This window comes from Qipengyuania proteolytica (assembly GCF_019711565.1).
Classification (GTDB): Bacteria; Pseudomonadota; Alphaproteobacteria; order Sphingomonadales; family Sphingomonadaceae; genus Qipengyuania; species Qipengyuania proteolytica.
Genome location: NZ_JAIGNN010000001.1, coordinates 608,176 through 627,600, shown reverse-complemented (window position 1 = coordinate 627,600; position 19,425 = coordinate 608,176). Strand labels below are relative to the sequence as shown.

The window sequence follows — 19,425 nt, the reverse complement described above, 5'->3', positions numbered from 1 at the left end:
CAGCGGCCATGCGCATCGGCAGCCCGAAGGAAATCAAGAACCACGAATACCGTGTCGGCCTGACGCCAGAGAGCGCGCGCGAACTGGTCAATCACGGCCACGAGGTCTGGATCGAGACCGGCGCGGGCCTCGGCATCGATGCGACGGATGCGCAGTACGAGGCCGCCGGCGCGAAAATCGTCGACGGACCGGACCCGATCTTCGCCGAATGCGAAATGGTGGTGAAGGTCAAGGAACCGCAGGCGGTCGAGCGCGCCAAGCTGCGCGAAGACCAGATCCTCTACACCTATCTCCACCTCGCGCCCGATCCGGAGCAGACCAAGGATCTCGTCGCGAGCGGCGTGACCGCGATCGCTTACGAGACCGTCACCGGTCCGCGCGGCCAGTTGCCCCTCCTGAAGCCGATGAGCCAGGTGGCGGGTCGCATGAGCGTGCAGGCGGGCGCAACCGCGCTCGAGAAGGCGCATGGCGGACGCGGCGTGCTGCTCGGCGGCGTGCCGGGCGTGATGCCGGGCAAGGTCGTCGTCATCGGCGGCGGCGTGGTCGGCTTCAACGCGGCGCAGATGGCCGCTGGCCTCGGTGCGGACGTCACCATCCTCGACCGCGACCCCGAAGTGCTCGAAAAGGTCGGCACCCATTTCGAAAGCCGCGCCTCGACGCGCTTCTCCAACGCCTCGAACCTGCACGATGCGGTCTGCGGTGCGGACCTCGTGATCGGTGCGGTGCTGATTCCCGGTGCGGCGGCACCCAAGCTCGTCACCCGCGAAATGCTCGGCGACATGCAGAAGGGCGCGGTGCTGGTCGACGTCGCGATCGACCAGGGCGGGTGCTTCGAGACTTCGCGACCGACGACCCATGCCGATCCGACCTATGTGGTCGACGGCATCGTCCACTACTGCGTCGCCAACATGCCCGGCGCGGTTGCGCGCACCAGCACCTACGCGCTCAACAACGTGACCCTGCCGCATGCGCTGCGCATCGCCGACCTCGGCTGGAAGGAAGCGCTGCGCCGCGATCCGCATCTCGCCGAAGGGCTCAACGTGCACAAGGGCGCGGTGACCTACGAAGCGGTCGCGCGCGAGCTGGGTTACGACTACCGCAGCGTCGCCGACGTCCTGGCTTAAGCGAAGGGCGCCAGCACTTCGGGCCGCACGCGCGCGAGACGGTTGCTGGCCTTGTCGAGCATGGCCCAGCTGGTCGTGGCGGAGACGATGACCTTGTCCGCGGCATTGCGGAACTCGACCCGCCGCGTCGATTGAGCACCGTGTGCGGGGCCTTCGATCCAGGTCTCGCCGGTGACGCTCTGCCCGGCGTCGATATTGCCGCGATAGTCGATCTCGTGCCGGGTCACGACCCAGAAGAAGGCCGCGCGATCCTCCGGCCGTGCGACCGTCTCCCAATGCGCGGTCGCCATGTCCTGAATCCACTGGACCCAGACGGCATTGTTGACGTGGCCGAGCTCGTCGATGTGGTCCGGCAGAGCGGTGTAGGTCTTGGTGAAGCGATTGCTCACCCCTCGACCCCCAGCTGCCACAGCACGAAGGCGACTTCCTCCGCCGTTTCGCGGATGCTTTCGAAGCGCCCCGATTTGCCGCCGTGGCCCGCGCCCATGTTGGTTTTCAGGAGGAGCTCGTTGTCGTCGGTCTTCAGCTCGCGTAGCTTGGCGACCCATTTGGCGGGTTCCCAATAGGTCACGCGCGGATCGTTCAGCCCGGCAGTCACCAGCATCGGCGGATAGTCCTGCGCGACCACCTGGTCGTAGGGCGAGTAGCTCAGGATATAGGCGAAGGCTTGCTTGGAGAGGATCGGGTTGCCCCATTCGGGCCATTCGCCCGGCGTCAGCGGCAGGCTGTCGTCGAGCATGGTCGCAAGCACATCGACGAAGGGCACATGCGCCACCACCGCGCCCCACAGCTGGGGATCGGTGTTGACGACGACGCCCATCAGCTCGCCGCCGGCGGAACCGCCGGAGATGCTGATCCTGCCTTCCTGTGTGTAGCCCCTGGCCGCCAGCCCCTTCGCCACATCGACGAAATCGGTGAAGGTGTTCACCCGCTCGTTGAGCTTGCCGGCGAGGTACCACTTGCGCCCGAGATCGTCGCCGCCGCGGATATGCGCGATGGCATAGGCGAACCCGCGATCGACGAGACTGAGGCGCGTGGTCGAAAAGCCCGGCGGCACGGCATAGCCATAGGCGCCATAGGCATAGAGATGCAGCGGCCCGCCCGGTTCGCGGTCCTTGCGCATCACCACGCTGACCGGGATCATCGTCCCGTCGCGCGCTGCGATCTCGACCCGCTCGGTGGTGTAGAGCGCGGGGTCGTAACCGCTCGGGATTTCCTGCTGCTTGAGCAGTTCGAGCTCGCCGGTCTCGACGTGGTAATCATAGACCGAATCCGGCGTGACCATGCTCTGGTAGGACAGGCGCAGCCTGTCCTGATGGTATTCGGGATTGTTGGTGAGGCCGGTAGTGAAGCTCGCCTCGGCAAAGGCGATCGGCTTGACGAGGTTCGGGTCCGCGTAGGAGCGCAGCTGGATCTGGTCGAGCCCCTTGATGCGCCCCTCGGTCACGTAGAAATCGCGGAACAGCGAGAAGCCGTCGAGGTAGACTTCGTCCGATCCCTCGATCAGCGTGGTCCACTCGCCCGGCTTGTCGAGCGGCGCCGTGGCGAGCCGGAAATTGACGTGCTCGTCATTGGTGTGGACCCACAAGGTCCCGTCGCGCACATCGACATCGTATTCGACGCCCTTGCGGCGCGGGGCGACGAGGATGGGCTTTGCCTTGGGATCCGCCACGGGCACCAAGCGGACTTCCGAAGTTTCGTTGTCGCCGGTCGCAATGATCAGCCAGTCTTCCTGCGCACTGAGCCCAGCACCGACGCGGAAGCCCTCGTCCGCCGACTCGCGATAGAGCTCGACATCCTCGCTGAGCGGCGTGCCGAGCACGTGCAGCGTGGCGTCGTGGACGCGCCAGTTCTCATCCGCGAGGCCGTAGACCAGCGCCGTGTCGTCCATCACCCAGACGAGATCGGACAGCGTGCCGGGAATTTCGTCGGGCAGGTGCTGCCCCGTCTCGAGATCCTTGACCCGCGCGGTGAACCGCTCCGACCCGTTGGTGTCGACCGAATAGGCAAGCAGGCGCGCATTGTCCGAGATCGAGAAGGTGCCAAGGCGGAAATACTCGTGCCCCGCGGCCAGTTCGTTCTCGTCGAGAATCAGGACCCTCTCGCCGCCTGCCACGGGCTTACGATAATATTTGCGATACTCCGCACCCTCTTCGAATTCCGACCAGTAGAGCCAGTCGCCGCGACGCTGGGGGACGGTCGAATCGTCCTCCTTGATGCGCGCCTTCATCTCCTTGAACAGCGTCTCGACCAGATCCTTGTGCGGTTCCATCCGCGCCTCGAACCAGGCGTTCTCGGCTTCGAGGTAAGCCAGCACATCCTTGTCCGTCACGTCCGGGTAGCCGGGATCGCGCAGCCAGGCATAGGGATCGGCGATCGTGATCCCGTGGTGCGAATAGGAAGAGTCGCGCTTCTCGGCCTTGGGGGGCGCGGCGGGTCGGCTGGTCGAAATGGGACAACTCCTCGTCTGGCGAACGGGTGGAAAAGGGCGGCAGAGGGGCCTAAGTGGGGCGCATGACCATGCGCGCCCCCGATCTATGATCGCGACGGGTGCGCTGCAAGCGCCACGGCGCTGCCAACCGGATAGAGAGGAACCGAACCCATGCTGATGCAGACCTATGAAGCCCGCCTCGACGGATTGCGCAAGGAACTGGGCAAGCGGGGGCTCGACGGTTTCGTCATCCCGATTTCGGACGAGCACATGAGCGAATATGTCGGCTCCTATGCCCAGCGCCTCAAATGGCTGACCGGCTTCGGCGGCAGCGCGGGCAGCGCGGTGGTGCTCAAGGACAAGGCAGCCATGTTCACCGACGGCCGCTACACCGTGCAGGTGCGCGACCAGGTCGACGGCAAGCTCTACGATTACGAGGACGTGCCTGCGACCTCGCCCGCCAAATGGATCGCCGAGCACGCACCGCAGGGCGCAAGGATCGGCTACGACGCCTGGCTTCACGGCATCGACTGGGCAGAGGCTGCGGAAAAGCTCTTCGCCAAGAAGGGCATCACGCTGGTTCCGGTCGACGGCAACCCGATCGACGCGATCTGGGACGACCGCCCGGAGGCCTCGCTCGCCGCCGCCGCGCCGCATGACGAGACGCTTGCCGGGCGCTCCAGCGCGGACAAGCGCGCCGAAGTGGCCGACTGGCTGAAGCGCGAGGGCTTTGACGCGACCGTCATCAGCGCGCTCGATTCGGTCGCCTGGCTGCTCAACATGCGCGGCACCGATGTCGACAACACGCCGGTCGCGCTCTCCTATGTCCTTGCGCATGCCGACGGGACCGCCGAGCTGTTCATCGCGCCCGAAAAGGTCACGCCCGAGCTGTCGCAGCATCTCGGCAACGCGGTGAGCATCCGTCCGCGCGACGAATTCGTGCCCGCGCTCGCCGATCTTGCCGGAAAGACCGTGGCGGTCGATCCCGAACACGCGGTCGCCGGTATCTTCCACGCGCTCGAAGCTGGCGGGGCGAAGGTCGTGCGCGAGGGCGATCCGACCGTCCTGCCCAAGGCGATCAAGAACGCCGCCGAACAGCAGGGGCACCGCGACGCGCAGGCGCGCGACGGCGCGGCGGTGACGCGCTTCCTGCGCTGGCTGGAAATCGAAGCACCCAAGGGCGGGGTGGACGAACTCGCCGCCGCCGCCAAGCTGCGCGAATTTCGCGAACAGGGCGGCATCCTGCGCGACCTCAGCTTCGACACCATCAGCGCCGCTGCGGGCCATGCCGCGCTGCCGCACTACAAGGTCGACGAGGACAGCAATATCCCGATCCCGCCGTCCTCGATCTACCTCGTGGACTCGGGCGGCCAGTATGCCGACGGAACGACCGACATCACCCGCACCGTGTGGATCGGCCCGGGCGAGCCCACGGCCGAGATGATTGAGCGCAACACCCGCGTGCTCAAGGGGCACATCCAGCTCGCCATGCAGTACTTCCCGCATGGCACGACCGGCGGCGCGCTCGACGCGCTGGCGCGCATGCATCTGTGGCAGGGCGGGGTCGACTATGGCCACGGCACCGGCCACGGCGTGGGCAGCTTCCTCTCGGTCCACGAAGGCCCGCAGCGCATCGCCAAGCCCAACGGCCCCTATCCGGGCAGCGGCACGGTGCTGGAGGCGGGCATGTTCCTCTCCAACGAGCCCGGCTATTACAAGACCGGCGAATACGGCATCCGGATCGAAAACCTCGTGCTGGTGGTCGAGGCGCCGATTGCGAGCGAGGGCAAGTACCTCGGCTTCGAAACGCTCACTTTCGTGCCGCTCGACCGCAAGCTGGTCGACAAGAGCCTGCTGAGCGAGGCCGAGATCGGCTGGTGGAACCGCTATCACGAACAGGTCGAGGCGATCCTTGCGCCGCAGCTGGAGGGCGAGGACCTCGCCTGGCTGCAGCGCGAGTGCGCGCCCTTGTAGGACTCTGTATGTTCGCGTAATGTTCTACTGGTCGCGAGTCGCGAGCAGAGGAGCATTGCCATGATCGGATACGTTACGCTGGGGACCAACGACCTCGAGCGCGCTGCGCAATTCTACGATCCCATCGCCGCCGAAATGGGCGTCGGTCGGATGATGGATTTCGACACCTTCATCGCCTGGGGCGCATGGGACGGCGGGCCCGGGATCGCCGCGACCAAGCCGTTCGACGGCAAGGAAGCGACCGTGGGCAACGGCACGATGGTCGCGATCGAATGCAAGGACCGCGGCCAGGTCCAGCGGATCTACGACCTCGCGCTCGCCAATGGCGGCAGTGACGAAGGTGCGCCCGGCCCGCGCGGCGAGCCCGACGAGAACGGCATGGTCTTCTACGCCGCCTATTTCCGCGATCCCGACGGCAACAAGCTCAACGCCTTCCTGATGGACAAGGTCGCCTGATGGAGGGCAAGCGCAAGCTGTCCGAGAGTTTCCTGCATCTCGGCCTCGGCGCCACCGCCGTGCCGCAGCCGCCGTTCGACGGGTACCAGTGGTACGACGAATACGGCGCGCGGCATGGCGCGGACGGGGCCGAGGGCAGGCTGGTATCGCAGCACAGTTTCACCGAGGGGTGGGACACATGGGAAATGCACCCGCTCGGCGCAGAGGTCGTCATCTGCACGGCAGGCGAGATGGTGCTGACGCAGGAATTTCCTGATGGGCATCGCGCAACCGTAACGCTTGCTGCAGGAGAATACGCCATCAACCCGCCCGGCGTCTGGCACATCGCCGATGTCGCCGAGAGCGCGACCGCGATCTTCATCACTGCGGGCGAAGGGACGCAGATGCGCGAGCGATCCGCATTTCCGGTCGATTAACGCCCACGCGATCACGCGACAAAGCGATACAATTCGCTTTCTGCCCGGCATAATCCTGCGACAATGCGGGCCTAGAAGAGGCACACGAGCTGCGGCGGATAAACGGTCTCCCCCTCCCTCCCCCGCCGTCGCAGCTCTCCGATATCAACTTACGGAGATGTGCCATGCGCAAGACCATTCTGACCCTTTCCGCTGCGGCGGTCGCCCTGACCGGCGGCGTCGCCTATTCCCAGACCCGCGGCGAACGCGCCGATACGAACGCCGATGGCGTCGTGACCCTGGCCGAAATGCAGGCCAAGTCGGCCGAGCACTTCGCTCGCATGGACGCCAATTCCGACGGCGTTCTCGACGCCGCCGACCGCCAAGCGAAGATGGCCGAGCATTTCGCCCGGATCGACGCCGACAATGACGGCGAGGTCACCCAGGCCGAAATGCAGGCAGCCCACGAAGCCCGCAAGGAACGCCGCGCGGAACGCATGGCCGAACGCGGAGCCGAACCGCGCGAACGCATGGGCAAGCGCGGCGGTGACCGCGCTGCCAAAATGGCCGAACGCTTCGCTGCGGCGGACACCGACAGCTCCGGCGGCCTGACGATGGCCGAAATGCAAGCGATGCATGAAGCGCGCGGCGAGCGGGGCCATCACGGCATGCGCGGCAAGCACGGCTTCGGCATGGCCGACGCGAACGGCGACAAGGCCATCACCAAGGCCGAGTTCGACACTGGCGTTGCGGCCCGCTTCGCCAAGCTCGATGCCGACGGCGATGGCAAGGTAACCGCGGAAGAACGCCAGGCCGCCCGCGAGGCGAGGCGCGCCGCCTGGCAGGAGCGCCGGGCCGAACGTCGCGCTCAGTAAGGCGCTTGATCGCCTCGCCCGACAAACGGTAGGCGCGGTAACGACACACCATGATTGAAACCGCGCCCACCACCCTCCTCCTGGTCGATGACGAGCGATCCTTGCGCGAACCCCTGGCCGAGTATCTCACCGGCCAGGGGTTCATCGTGCAGGAGGCGGAGAGCGCCGCCGCCGCGCGCAGCTGGCTGGTCGGCAACACGCCCGATCTCGTCCTGCTCGACATCATGATGCCCGGCGAAGACGGGTTGTCGCTCTGCCGCCATCTCACCGAGGCGCGCCACCTGCCGGTGATCCTCGTCACCGCGCGCGGCGAGGCGATGGACCGGATCGTCGGGCTCGAGATCGGCGCCGACGACTATGTTACCAAGCCGTTCGAGCCGCGCGAGCTGGTTGCCCGAATCCGTTCCGTCCTGCGCCGCGCCGAACGCCCCCCTGCCACGCCCGACGAGGAGCTGGAATATGCCTTCGAGGGCTGGACGCTCGACCCGCTCAAGCGCAAGCTGACCGATCCCGAAGGGGCCACCGTACCCATTTCGACCGCCGAATTTCGCATGCTGCGCGCCTTCTGCGACCATCCGCGCCAGGTGCTCGACCGCGACCGCCTGCTCGATCTCGTGCAGGGCCGCGAAGCGCAACTGTTCGATCGCGCGGTCGACAACCAGGTCAGCCGCCTGCGCCGCAAGATCGAGGTCGACAGCCGTAATCCGCAGCTGATCCAGACCGTGCGCGGCGGCGGCTATCGCCTCTCCGCCGACGTCACCCGCCAGCCGCGCGAGCGCGCATGATGCGACTGGTCCCGCGCAGCCTGTTCGGCCAGGTCATGTTGGCGACCGCCGCCGCGCTGCTTATTGCGCAGGCGATCTCCACCACCCTCCTCTATCGCGCCGCCGAACAGCGCCGCGAACTGGCAATCGCCAATACCGCAGCCTTCCAACTCGTTACCGGCGAGACACGCGGGGAGCGGGGGCGCGGCGAGCGCGGACCGCGACTGGTCCGTGACGGCGGGCGCGACTTCGGAGGCCTTCGCCTGCCGCGCCGCCTGCGCTACGCGGAAAGCACCGCGAGCCCGCTCGCGGCCGGCGATCTCCGCATGACCGACCGCGAGGATACGGTGCGCGAGGTGCTCGAAGCACAGGGTGTCGCTATTGCGGAACTGGTCGTGATCCGCCGTCCGATGCTGAGCGACCCGATCGTTGCCGGCGCGCGCGATCGTTTCCCGCGCCTTGCCGGCCGCTTGCGCGAGGCTCCCGGCGAACTGCTGGTCGTGGGCCTGCGCCAGCAGGGTAGCGACACGTGGCAGATCGCGCGCCTGCCCATCCCGGCGCGCGACCGCACAATCATGGGCACGCTGGTCTTCCAGACCCTGATCCTGTTCATCGTCCTGTTCGGGCTGCTGTGGTTCGTCCTGCGCCGCATCACACGGCCGCTCGCCGCACTCGCGGACAGCACTGCCCGATTCGCCGGCGCGGGAACGCCGGGTGCACCGATTCCCGCAACCGGCCCCGACGATGTGCGTCACCTGATCGAAGCGCACAACGCCATGCAATCCCGGATCGGCGCAATGCTGGACGAGAAGGACGTGATGCTCGGCGCGATCGGGCATGACCTCAAGACCCCGCTCGCCGCGCTGCGCGTGCGGATCGAAAGCGTCGAGAACGATGCCGCGCGCGACAGGATGGCCGCGACGATCGAGGAGATCACGCAGACGCTCGACGACATCCTTTCGCTGGCCCGCGTCGGCCGTGCGGGTGCGCCGCCCGAAGTGACCGAGCTCGGCGCGCTCGCCGCCTCGGTGGTCGAGGAATTCGAGGACATGGGGCAACCGGTTACGCTGGAGACGACAGGCCGCGTCGCCGCGCCGGTCCACCTCACATGGCTCAAGCGAGGCCTCAGGAACCTCGTCACCAATGCCCTGCGCTACGGCGGATCGGCGGAGGTCACCGTCGTGCGCGAAGGCGACGAAGCCGTGCTGCGCGTCGCGGACCGCGGCCCCGGCATCCCCGAAGCCCGCTTGGCCGAAATGCTCGAGCCCTTCACGCGCGGCGAGGCGAGCCGAAATCGCGAGACCGGCGGCGCGGGCCTCGGCCTCACCATCGCACGCGCCGTGGCGGAGCAGCATGGCGGCAGGCTGGTGCTGATGAACCGCGCCGAAGGCGGCCTGAGCGCGGAAATCCGCCTGCCGCTCTAGCGCATCAGGCTCCCGAAGATATTGCGCACGAAGGCCGTCGCGCCGGTGCGGATCGGGTCGGCGCTCGACTTCTTGCCCAGCACGGTCGCCACGGCGATCGAGGAGAGCGACCCGGCCGCCGCGGTGGCTGCCGCCTTGCCCGCCTTTTCCCACATCGACGTGGTCTTGCGTGGCCGCTTCGCAACCTCCTCGCGGCCCTTTACCTCGACCTCTGCGGCAGTCGCAGCGGCATCGGCAGTCTTGGCGGCCAGCACCTCCTCCGCGCTCTCGCGGTCGACCGCGTCGTCATACTTGCCGTCGAGTTCGCTCACCGAATTGATGATCGCGCGCTCCTTGTCGGTCACCGGGCCGAGCCGCGAATGCGGCGGCTTGATCAGCGTGCGCTGGACCACCGACGGCGCGCCGTCCTCGTCGAGCGTCGAGACCAGCGCCTCGCCCACCTTCAGCTCGGTGATCGCCTGCTCGACATCGAGATCGGGATTGATGCGGAAAGTCTCCGCCGCCGCCTTGATCGCCCGCTTGTCGCGCGGGGTGAAGGCGCGCAGCGCGTGCTGGATGCGGTTGCCGAGCTGGCCCGCGATCTTCTCCGGAATGTCGATCGGGTTCTGGGTGACGAAATAGACGCCCACGCCCTTCGAGCGGATCAGGCGCACGACCTGCTCGACCTTGTCCTCCAGCGCTTCGGGCGCGCCGTCGAACAGCAGGTGCGCCTCGTCGAAGAAGAACACGAGCTTCGGTTTCTCGGGGTCGCCCACTTCGGGCAGCGTTTCGAACAGTTCGGCGAGCAGCCAAAGGAGGAAGGTCGCGTAGAGCTTGGGCCCGCGCATCAGCTTTTCGGCCGAGAGGATGTTGATCACCCCGCGCCCCTGATCGTCCACCTTGAGGAAATCGTCGATCTCCAGCGCAGGTTCGCCGAAGAACATGTCCGCGCCCTGGCTCTCGAAGCTCAGCAGCTGGCGCTGGATCGTGCCGACGCTGGCCTTGGTGACATTGCCGTATTTCGCGGAGAGCTCCTTCGCATTCTCCGCCGTATGCGCGAGCATGGCCTGCAGATCGCCGAGATCGAGCAGCAGCAGGCCCTGTTCGTCGGCGAAGCGGAAGACGATGTTGAGCACCCCTTCCTGCGTCTCGTTGAGGTCGAGCAAGCGCGCGAGCAGCAGCGGCCCCATTTCCGAGATCGTGGTGCGGATCGGGAAACCCTTTTCGCCGTAGAGGTCCCAGAAGACCGCGGCATTGTCCTTGTAGGCGTAGTCCTCCATGCCGAGCTCCCTCGCCCGGCCTTCGAGCTTGTCGGCATGCTTGAACTGCGGCGAACCGGCCATCGAGATGCCCGACAGGTCGCCCTTCACATCGGCGAGGAAGACCGGAACCCCGGCGGCGGAAAAGCTTTCGGCAAGGCCCTGCAGCGTGACCGTCTTGCCGGTCCCGGTCGCACCCGCGATCAGCCCGTGGCGGTTGGCCTGCCCGAGCAGCAGCTTCTGGTACTCGCCATTCCCGCCCAGTCCGAGGAAAATCTCGCCCATATCCGCGCCCGCTCCTGTTTCTTGCCGTCACGGCGGTGTGGCGCAGGCGTGCGGTCAAGGTCAAGCTATGCATGGACAGCGGCGCGCCAGCGGCTAAAGGCTTGTTCCCGATGACCGACCGGCATCCCTTCGTCCTGCTCGATGATGCACGCGAAAGCGGCGCGGCCGATGCCCTGCTGTTCGAGAACCCGCGCGAAGTGTTCGTGGCGCGGCGCCCCGACGAGGTCGAGGCGGTGCTGGCCGCAGCCGAGGCCGCGCGCGCAAAGGGCGGCGAGCTGGCCGGCTATATCGCCTATGAGGCGGGCCTTGCGCTCGAGCCGAAGCTCGCGAAGCTGGCAGCGGCGCGTACGGGCGGCGCGGGGCCACTCGTCTGGCTCGGCCTGTTCGGCGAGCCGGAGCGCATCCCCGCCGAGGACATGCCGCAGTGGCTCTCCGAGCATGCACAGGGCGGCGGCGGGGTGGGTCCGCTCGAACCGCAGCTGTCGCCGGGCGGGTATGGAGAAGTCTTCGCGCGGCTGCAGGAGGCGATTGCCGCGGGCGATATCTACCAGGCCAATCTCACCTTCCCGCTCGCGGGCAATTTCACCGGCGATCCGCTGGGGCTCTATGCCGCGCTGCGACCGGCGGCACAGGCGGGCTATGGCGGGGTGATCTTCGACGGCGCGCACTGGCTGCTCAGCCTCAGCCCGGAGCTGTTCGTCTCTCTGAAGGGCCGCGAGGCCAAGGCCAAGCCGATGAAGGGCACGCGGCCGCGCGCCGGCGATGCCACCGCCGACACCGCGCTACGCGAAGAACTCGCGACCTCGGCCAAGGACAAGGCCGAGAATCTCATGATCGTCGACCTCATGCGCAACGACCTGAGCCGTGTGGCCGAGCCGGGGAGCGTGCGGGTGGACGAACCCTTCGCGATCGAGAGCTATCCGACGGTCCACCAGATGGTCAGCGTGGTCCGCGCGCAATTGAAGGCCGGCGAAAGCGCCATCGACCTCGTCCGCGCGCTCTTCCCCTGCGGTTCGATCACCGGCGCGCCGAAAATCCGCGCAATGGAGCTGATCGATGCGGTCGAGCGCGATCCGCGCGGGCCCTATTGCGGCGCGATCGGGCGGATCGGGAGCGACGGCGACGCCGCCTTCAACGTCGCCATCCGCACCTTGCGCCTGACCGAGATCGAGAACGGGCGCGGCAAGGCCGTGCTGGGCGTGGGCGGCGCGATCGTAGCCGACAGCGAGGCGCGCACCGAATGGCGCGAGGCGCTGCTCAAGGGCGCCTTCGTCCGCACCTCTTCGCCCGACCATACCGCCGCGCAGTTCGACCTGATCGAGACGATGCGCTTCACACCCGACGAAGGGATCGTCTTCCTCGAAGCGCACCTCGCGCGGATGAAGGCGAGCGCCGCCGAACTGGGCTTTGCCTTCGACCGCCACGAGGCGCGCAACCAGCTCCATGCGCTGTGTTTCGTGCTGGAAAAGCCGAGCCGCGTCCGCCTGCTCGCCTCCCGGCGCGGCGCGATCGCGCTCGAGGCGCTCGACATGCCCGCAGCCTGGCCCGAGCCCGCGACGGCCATCGTCATGCCCCTGCCGGTCGATCCGGGCGACTGGCGCCTGCGCCACAAGACCACCGACCGCGGGTTCTACGAGGATGCGCAGGCCGTCGCCCGCGGGCACGGCGCGCAGGAGGCTATCTTCGTGCGCGAGGACGGCCTTCTGACCGAAGGCTGTGTCACCAACCTGTTCGTGCGCGGCGCAGATGGCGTGCTGCTCACGCCGCCCGCCCGCCTCGGCCTGCTGCCCGGCGTGCTGCGCCAGTCGCTGCTTGAAAGCGGAGAGGCGCGCGAGTCGGAGCTGCGGATCGAGGATCTCGAAGGCGGCTTCCTGCTCGGCAACGGCCTGCGCCTGACGATGGAAGCAAGGCTCAAAACATGACAGACATTCCCATCCTCTTCGAAGACGGCGAGGCGCTGATCATCGACAAGCCCGGCGGCCTGCCGATCGAACGGCCGCGGCGGGGCGGCCAGAGCCTCGAGGACCGTTTCGAACAGCTCCGCCTCGGCTTCCAGCGCGATCCCGTGCCGGTGCACCGGATCGATACCGATACCAGCGGCTGCCTGCTGCTGGCGCGCAATCCCAAAGCGCTGAAGCGCTTCGCCAAGGCCTTCGAGGACCGGCTGGTCGGCAAGCGTTATCTCGGCATCCTCGCCGGCGTGCCGGACAGCAGCGAAGGCACGATCGAACTCTCGCTCGCCAAGATCAGCAGCGCCGAGAAGGGCTGGCGGATGATTGCGGCGAAGAAGGGCAAGCCTTCGGTCACGCACTGGACAGTGCTGGACGAGCGGGACGGCCGCGCGCTCGTGGAATTCCGCCCCGAGACCGGGCGCACCCACCAGATCCGCGTGCATGCGCTGACCGGGCTCGGCATCCCGCTGCTCGGCGATCCCGTCTATGGCGACGGGAAGGGTGCGCAGCGCACGATGCTGCACGCCGCGGCGCTCAGCGTCCCGCGCGACGGCAAGCCGCCGGTCGAAGCCAGCGCGCCGCTGCCGCGCGATTTCGCCGCGCTCGGCTTCGGCGACGGCCCGGAATAGTGGGCCGCATCGCCGACAAGGCGCTCGATATCGCCGAGGAGAAGTTCATCGCCTCCTCCGGACCCGGCGGCCAGAACGTCAACAAGGTGGCCACAGCCGTGCAATTGCGGGTCGACGTATTCCAGCTCGGCATGCCGCCAGAAGCCTTCGAGCGGCTCAAGGAGATCGCCGGCAGCAAGCTGACCAAGGGCGGCGAGATCGTGCTCACCGCCAACGAATACCGCACGCAGGAGCAGAATCGCGAAGCGGCGCGCGAGCGGCTGCTGGCGCTGCTCTCCGAAGCGCTCACCCCGCCGAAGAAGCGCGCCAAGAGCCGCGTCAACCGCGTGGGCAAGGTGAAGCGCATCAAGGCCAAGAAGGCCCGCGGCGAGGTCAAGGCCAACCGGGGGCCGGTGAAGCTCTAGCTCGCGCTTGACTTTTCCCCGTGAATCACCCAATGGGCGCGCCGGACGGCGGTGCTCGACGCGCCGCCCTTATTTTTTCGGCCGCAAACCGGCCTCACAGGATCTTTAGGAACACGCCATGGCGAAGCCCGCAACCGTCAAGATCAAGCTCGTCTCGACCGCCGACACGGGCTTCTACTACGTGACGAAGAAGAACCCCCGGAACCACACCGAGAAGTTCACCTTCCGCAAGTACGACCCGATCGCGCGCAAGCACGTCGAGTTCAAGGAAGCGAAGATCAAGTAATCTTCCTGAATGCGGGGAACTTCCCCAATTCAGTGACGGTTCAATGCTCCAACGCTAGATCACGGAGCATGAACATCTTGTCCTTCAAAACCGCTAAACCGATTCGCGCCGCGCTGGCTTTAGGGCTGGCCGCGGCGCTTCCTGCGTCCGCCATCCTCGCGCCCGCCCCTGTCGAGGCCGCCGCCGGCGATCTCGACAAGGCGGTCGCCGCGCTGCGCGGCATCTCGACCATGAAGGCGGACTTCGTCCAGACCGACCGCAGCGGCCAGTCGGTCGGCGGCGTCATGACGCTGAAGCGCCCCGGCAAGATCCGCTTCGAATACGAAAAGGGCGTGCCCCTGCTCGTGGTCTCGAACGGCAAGTCGATGTACATGGTCGATTACGAGGTGAACCAGGTCCAGCGCTGGCCGATCAAGAACTCGCCGCTCGGCGCGCTGCTCGATCCCAGTCGGGACGTGAAGGCCTATGGCAAGCTGTTGCCGTCGAACCACGATGACGTGGTTAGCATCGCCGTGCGCGACCCCAAGCGGCCGGAATTCGGCGCGATCACTTTGATCTTCGCGCGTGACGCAAGTGCCCCCGGCGGGCTCAGGCTGACCCACTGGGTGGCACTCGATGCGCAGAATCACCGCACCACCGTGCGCCTGCGCAACCAGCGTTACGGGGTGTCGGTCGCGGACAGCGCATTCACCTTCCGCGACCCCCGTCGTTCGTCCCGTCGCCCGGGGTGAACGGCTCGTCCCCGGTCGGTTGTATAATTCCGACATTTTGCGGTCGGTTGTTCATTGCAGAGCAAGCGCAACGGGCGTAATTTCCTTCTTGCGAGACGACGAGAGGCGGGTTTCCCCCCTGTTGACCCCCTCATCCTGGTTCGCCTCGTTCCAAGCGTGACGAACGCTCACAAGGAACCCTCGTGCCAATGCCCCCGGCGCGAGGGTTTTTTGTTGTGGGGTATCTTGTGGGCGCGGTCAGGACCTTCGTCCTGACCTTGCTGTTCCATCCCACGCCCCCTCCCGGCCACCCATAGAATACCGTGCCGTGGGTGGCCGGGAGGGGGCGTGGGATGGAACAGCGCGAGGCAGCAGCTTGCTGCTGCCGGACAACGCACCTAAAGCCCCTTCCATGGTCTCTATCGCTACCTGGAACATCAATTCGGTCCGCCTGCGGATGCCGATCGTGGAACGCTTTCTGAAGGAACAGGCGCCCGACGTACTGTGCCTGCAGGAGATCAAGTGCCAGGAGCAGCAGTTCCCGTTCGAGGCCTTCCGCGCGCTCGGTTACGAGCACTTCGCGGTGCACGGGCAGAAAGGCTATCACGGCGTGGCGACGGTCGCGAAAACGCCGCTGCGCGAGTTCTCGCGGCATGACTGGCAGGACAATGGCGAGGCGCGCCACGTCGGCGTCGAGCTGACCGATCACCAGGGCATGATCGTCGAAAACGTCTATGTCCCTGCCGGAGGCGACGAGCCGGACCGCGAGATCAATGTGAAGTTCGGCCAGAAGCTCGACTTCCTCGAGCGGATGACGCGCTGGGCCGACACTGTCGACCGGCCGACGCTGATCGTGGGCGATTTCAACATCGCGCCGCTCGAAAGCGACGTGTGGAACCACAAGCAGCTGCTGAAGGTCGTCAGCCACACGCCGGTCGAGGTCGAGAGCCTGCAACGCTTCATGGACGCGCACGGCTGGGCCGATATCGGGCGCGAGCATATCAAGGCGCCGGAGCGCTATTACAGCTGGTGGAGCTATCGTGCGAAGGACTGGAAGGCGAACGATCGCGGGCGCCGGCTGGACCATATGTGGGCCAGCCCCGACCTCGCAAAACAGGCCACCGCCCACGCCGTCCACGAGGATGCGCGCGACTGGGACAAGCCCTCCGACCACGTGCCGCTGGTGACGGAGTTCACGCTCTGAGCGAAGCCTCGGCCTCCCGCCGCGCGGCGCAGGCGGTGGATGCGCTGCGCCACGGCTGGCCGCTGGCTATCGCGGGCGCGCCGCTGCTTCAGCCGGTCGAGACCGCATTCGGCGACATCACGGGCGAGGCGATGCTGCTCTCCGCCAGCCGCGCCGCGACGCTCAAGCTCGCAAACCAGCTCGAGGCGGCCAGGCCGCGCCAGCCGGTCCTGATGCGCGCCGCCGAGCCGTTCGACCTGCCGCATGCGCTGGCCATTGCCGATCCCGCGCTGGACCTCGCCGCGCCGCTCAAGGGCCCGTTCAAGGCGCTCCATTGCGACTGGGAGGAGCAGGCCAGGGCCGCGCTCGAACTGGCGCGCATGGCCGGCGTGCTACCCGCCTTCATCGTCGACCCGCATGGTGCGGGCGAGCCCGTCGCGCTCGAGGCGGGCGATGTGGCTGCCTTTGCGGACGCCTCGCGGCTCCAGATAGCCACCCGCGCGAAGCTGCCCGTCGCTGCAGCCGAAGGCGCACGCATCGTCGCCTTCCGCAGCCCCGATGATACGCGCGAACATGTCGCGCTGGTCATCGGGCGGCAGGACAGCGACACGCCGCCGCTCGTCCGCCTGCATTCCGAATGCCTCACCGGCGATATCCTCGGCAGCCTCAAATGCGATTGCGGGCCGCAGCTCGACGCGGCGCTGCACGCCATGGCGGAGGAGGCCGACAAGGGCGGCTGGGGCGTGCTGCTCTACATGCGGCAGGAAGGGCGCGGGATCGGCCTCGTCAACAAGCTGCGCGCCTACCGGTTGCAGGACCAGGGTTTCGACACGGTCGACGCCAACACCCGGCTCGGCCTGCCCGACGAAGCGCGCGATTTCCCCACCGCCGCGCGGATGCTCGACCTGCTCGGCGTGGGCGCCATCCGGCTGATGACCAACAATCCGGCCAAGGTCGCCGCGCTCGAGGCGGAAGGTGTGGCAGTCACCGAACGTGTCCCGCACAGCCTGCCCGACAATCCGCACAATGCCCGCTACCTCGCCACCAAGCGCGACCGGGCGGGACACCTGCTGCCCTGAAGCGGTTGCGCGTCAGGCGCGGGGATTGGAGCCCAGCCTGCGCCCCAGGGCCTGGCCCATCCGCACGGTGTCTCCGGCAGCAAGCCCGTCGAGCCACTCGACCCTGTCCGGTTCGAACAGCATGACGACGGTCGAGCCGAGGAAGAAGCGGCCCATCTCGTCACCGGCAGCGAAAGTGTGCGCACCCGCCGGAAAGTCCTCGCACACCAGCTTGGGCGCGTGTGCTTCGACCTTGTCCGACCACACGGTCTGGATGCCGGCCACGATCATCGCCCCGACCATGACGCTGGCGAATGTCCCGTCGGGCCCGTCGAACAGGCAGGCGAGGCGTTCGTTACGCGCGAACAGGCCGTCGACATTCTCCGCCGTCACCTGGTTCACGCTGAACAGTTCGCCCGGCACATAGGTGGTCGAGCGCAATTCTCCTGCGGCAGGCATATGCACGCGGTGATAGTCGCGCGGGCTGAGGTAAATGGTCGCGAAGGTGCCGCCCTCGAATCGCGCCGCAGCGTCCGCATCGCCGCCAAGCAGTTGTTGCGCGGTGAAGGCGCGCCCCTTGGCCTGGAAGATGCGGCCTTGCTCGATCCAGCCGATCTGGCTGATGGCGCCGTCGGCAGGCGAGAGGATGTACTCGCCCGCATCGGCCAGTGGACGCGCGCCGGGCTTCAGTTCGCGGGTGAAGAAGTCGTTGAAGCTTGTGAATTGCTCCGCGCTGCGCGCCGCCTGCGACATGTCGATGTCATAGGCATCGATGAAGCGCCGGATCAGCCGGTCCTTGAGCCACGGTGTCTCGCTCGACGCGAATTTGCCCGCCAGCCGCGAGACCGCGTGGTGCGGCAGGACATGTTGGAGCAGGATGAAGGGTGAAGCCATGGGCGAAGGCTTTGGCGGCTGCGACCGGTCAGCGCAACTGGCTATCCTTGCTGCCGCGCCGGTTGATGCCGCTCTGCCGCACCGCGCTGTCGCGCGCCGATTGGCATTCCACGCAGGTGCGCACCCCGGGCAGGGCCGCGCGCCGCTTCTCGGGGATCGGCTCGCCGCACTCGTCGCAATACTCCGCGCTCTCGCCCTGCGGCATGCGTGCGCGGGCGGCGCTCACCGCGTCGCTGACGGTATCGTCGATCTGGTCCTGCACCGCGCCATCGCGCGCCCAGCCACCGGCCATCGTGAAAGCTCCTTCACCTGCCCAACGAAGCGGGCAGGCAGAGGTTTCGCATCAGCGTCGTTCGTACCGCTTGAGGCCCACGCCCAGCGCGTTCTCGCCGATTGCGATCGCGTCGCCGGTCCAGTCCGCCACGAAGGCGGGATTGCGGCTGAGGCCCGGCGCGAGACGCGCGTCATTGCCTTCGATAACCAGCCCGTCGGCGCTGTATTGCGGGCTTTCCGCCCCGATGGCGATGAAGGCGGACCAGTTTTCCTTGTCCTCGCCCTGCACGAACCAGTTGTTGCGGATCTCGCCGCCGCCGCCGTTGGGCAGGTCGATCATGTAATTGGTGCCGCGTCCGTGCGCATCGTCGAAGCTGTTGTCGACGACGACGTTCCGGCCCGCGCGCGACTTGTAATAGTGCCCGCCGCGCCCCTGTTCGAAACGCGAGCGTGTTACGGTGACGCTGCCATAGTCGCCGGCATAGATCGAATGGGCGCAGCCGGCCGAATGCTCGCAGGTGCCGAGCCTGGTGAAGGTCGACTTGTCGATCACCATTTCGCTCTCGACCCCGTTGACCGTGAGGATGCCTTGCTGGCTGTCGCGGAACCAGGTCTGCGAGACGGAGAGCGGCCCCTGCTCGAGCCGGATGCCCGCGCCGTTGCCGTCCCCCACCGACACGTCGGCCAGCACAAGGCCTTCGACCCGCGCACCGCGACCGCGCAACACGAGCAGCGCCTTGCCTTCGCAGGCGGTGCCGCCGAGTAGCGATTCCCCGGGAACGGCGCCACGGTAGGTGATGATCCCCGCGCTCTGGACCGCGCATTCACGCCAGTTGCCCGGCGCGACCACGATGGTGCCCTCGCCGTCGCCGACCGCGTCGACCGCCTGTTGCAGCGAACCGAAGGCCTGGCCCGTTTCCGCGACAGTGAACGGCGCTTCGGCCGGCTCTTGCGCCATGACGGCAGCGAGCGGGATGATGGCAAGGGCGAAGCCTGCGACCCCGGCCACCAGCCAGCGCGGCGTGCGATCGCTATGCGAAATGATGGGCGAGGCGATGGGCATGTCCATC

The 19,425-nt window shown here is 67.2% G+C and carries 20 protein-coding genes; 14 read left to right on the top strand and 6 right to left on the bottom strand.

Features of this window, described 5'->3' with window-relative positions; all coding sequences use genetic code 11:
- The first annotated feature begins 8 nt into the window (after window positions 1-8).
- Complete coding sequence (gene ald / locus K3172_RS03065; protein ID WP_221586992.1) at window positions 9-1,124, top strand: alanine dehydrogenase; 1,116 nt, start codon at window positions 9-11, stop codon at window positions 1,122-1,124.
- Here the strand turns inward: ald and K3172_RS03060 are convergent.
- On the bottom strand, window positions 1,121-1,513 hold the full coding sequence (locus K3172_RS03060) for an acyl-CoA thioesterase (protein WP_221586991.1): 393 nt from the start codon (window positions 1,511-1,513) through the stop codon (window positions 1,121-1,123). The two genes, ald and K3172_RS03060, sit on opposite strands and share 4 nt — an antisense overlap.
- The gene (locus K3172_RS03055; RefSeq protein ID WP_221588973.1) at window positions 1,510-3,576 is read right to left on the bottom strand and encodes a S9 family peptidase; all 2,067 of its coding nucleotides are present in this window, start codon (window positions 3,574-3,576) and stop codon (window positions 1,510-1,512) included. Before K3172_RS03055 ends, K3172_RS03060 begins: the two co-directional genes overlap by 4 nt.
- A gap of 150 nt (window positions 3,577-3,726) precedes the next feature.
- Here K3172_RS03055 and K3172_RS03050 point away from each other — a divergent pair, with 150 nt between their 5' ends.
- The 6 genes from K3172_RS03050 to K3172_RS03025 all read left to right on the top strand — a co-directional run bounded on the left by K3172_RS03050 (window position 3,727) and on the right by K3172_RS03025 (window position 9,443).
- A complete protein-coding gene (locus K3172_RS03050) occupies window positions 3,727-5,529 on the top strand; it encodes an aminopeptidase P family protein (protein ID WP_221586990.1) in 1,803 nt (600 codons plus the stop codon).
- A 60-nt stretch (window positions 5,530-5,589) separates the two neighbouring features.
- On the top strand, window positions 5,590-5,985 hold the full coding sequence (locus K3172_RS03045) for a VOC family protein (RefSeq protein ID WP_221586989.1): 396 nt from the start codon (window positions 5,590-5,592) through the stop codon (window positions 5,983-5,985).
- Complete coding sequence (locus K3172_RS03040; protein ID WP_221586988.1) at window positions 5,985-6,401, top strand: cupin; 417 nt, start codon at window positions 5,985-5,987, stop codon at window positions 6,399-6,401. Before K3172_RS03045 ends, K3172_RS03040 begins: the two co-directional genes overlap by 1 nt.
- Before the next feature lie 164 nt (window positions 6,402-6,565).
- Window positions 6,566-7,255 carry an EF-hand domain-containing protein gene (locus tag K3172_RS03035; protein ID WP_221586987.1) on the top strand — a complete coding sequence of 230 codons (690 nt, stop codon included), beginning with the start codon at window positions 6,566-6,568 and terminating at the stop codon, window positions 7,253-7,255.
- 50 nt (window positions 7,256-7,305) lie between these two features.
- Window positions 7,306-8,040: a response regulator gene (locus tag K3172_RS03030; protein WP_221586986.1), complete on the top strand. Its 735-nt coding sequence runs from the start codon at window positions 7,306-7,308 to the stop codon at window positions 8,038-8,040.
- On the top strand, window positions 8,037-9,443 hold the full coding sequence (locus K3172_RS03025; RefSeq protein WP_221586985.1) for an ATP-binding protein: 1,407 nt from the start codon (window positions 8,037-8,039) through the stop codon (window positions 9,441-9,443). Before K3172_RS03030 ends, K3172_RS03025 begins: the two co-directional genes overlap by 4 nt.
- Here K3172_RS03025 and K3172_RS03020 read toward each other — a convergent pair.
- Complete coding sequence (locus K3172_RS03020; protein WP_221586984.1) at window positions 9,440-10,966, bottom strand: helicase HerA-like domain-containing protein; 1,527 nt, start codon at window positions 10,964-10,966, stop codon at window positions 9,440-9,442. The genes K3172_RS03025 and K3172_RS03020 overlap by 4 nt on opposite strands.
- Window positions 10,967-11,076: 110 nt before the next feature.
- Here K3172_RS03020 and pabB point away from each other — a divergent pair, with 110 nt between their 5' ends.
- From pabB to ribA, 7 genes are all read left to right on the top strand, one after another.
- Window positions 11,077-12,888, top strand: a complete 1,812-nt coding sequence (pabB, locus tag K3172_RS03015; RefSeq protein WP_221586983.1) for an aminodeoxychorismate synthase component I — start codon at window positions 11,077-11,079, stop codon at window positions 12,886-12,888.
- On the top strand, window positions 12,885-13,547 hold the full coding sequence (locus K3172_RS03010) for an RluA family pseudouridine synthase (RefSeq protein ID WP_221586982.1): 663 nt from the start codon (window positions 12,885-12,887) through the stop codon (window positions 13,545-13,547). The genes pabB and K3172_RS03010 overlap by 4 nt, the downstream gene beginning before the upstream one ends.
- The gene (gene arfB / locus K3172_RS03005; RefSeq protein WP_221586981.1) at window positions 13,547-13,951 is read left to right on the top strand and encodes an alternative ribosome rescue aminoacyl-tRNA hydrolase ArfB; all 405 of its coding nucleotides are present in this window, start codon (window positions 13,547-13,549) and stop codon (window positions 13,949-13,951) included. The genes K3172_RS03010 and arfB overlap by 1 nt, the downstream gene beginning before the upstream one ends.
- Before the next feature lie 118 nt (window positions 13,952-14,069).
- Window positions 14,070-14,237 carry a 50S ribosomal protein L33 gene (gene rpmG, locus K3172_RS03000; protein WP_200981879.1) on the top strand — a complete coding sequence of 56 codons (168 nt, stop codon included), beginning with the start codon at window positions 14,070-14,072 and terminating at the stop codon, window positions 14,235-14,237.
- A gap of 68 nt (window positions 14,238-14,305) precedes the next feature.
- Window positions 14,306-14,968, top strand: coding sequence for a LolA family protein (locus K3172_RS02995; protein ID WP_221586980.1), 663 nt, complete (start codon window positions 14,306-14,308; stop codon window positions 14,966-14,968).
- 391 nt (window positions 14,969-15,359) lie between these two features.
- A complete protein-coding gene (gene xth / locus K3172_RS02990) occupies window positions 15,360-16,151 on the top strand; it encodes an exodeoxyribonuclease III (protein WP_221586979.1) in 792 nt (263 codons plus the stop codon).
- Between the two features lie 35 nt (window positions 16,152-16,186).
- Entirely contained in the window at window positions 16,187-17,209 is a 1,023-nt protein-coding gene (ribA, locus tag K3172_RS02985) for a GTP cyclohydrolase II (protein ID WP_221586978.1), read from the top strand.
- 12 nt (window positions 17,210-17,221) lie between these two features.
- Here ribA and asd read toward each other — a convergent pair whose 3' ends face one another.
- Genes asd through K3172_RS02970 form a run of 3 tightly spaced genes read right to left on the bottom strand, consistent with a single transcriptional unit; the run spans window position 17,222 to window position 19,424 of the window.
- Window positions 17,222-18,082: an archaetidylserine decarboxylase gene (gene asd, locus K3172_RS02980; protein WP_221586977.1), complete on the bottom strand. Its 861-nt coding sequence runs from the start codon at window positions 18,080-18,082 to the stop codon at window positions 17,222-17,224.
- A 28-nt stretch (window positions 18,083-18,110) separates the two neighbouring features.
- On the bottom strand, window positions 18,111-18,374 hold the full coding sequence (locus K3172_RS02975; RefSeq protein ID WP_221586976.1) for a DksA/TraR family C4-type zinc finger protein: 264 nt from the start codon (window positions 18,372-18,374) through the stop codon (window positions 18,111-18,113).
- A 51-nt stretch (window positions 18,375-18,425) separates the two neighbouring features.
- Complete coding sequence (locus K3172_RS02970; protein ID WP_247717910.1) at window positions 18,426-19,424, bottom strand: right-handed parallel beta-helix repeat-containing protein; 999 nt, start codon at window positions 19,422-19,424, stop codon at window positions 18,426-18,428.
- Between the last annotated feature and the right edge of the window lies 1 nt (window position 19,425).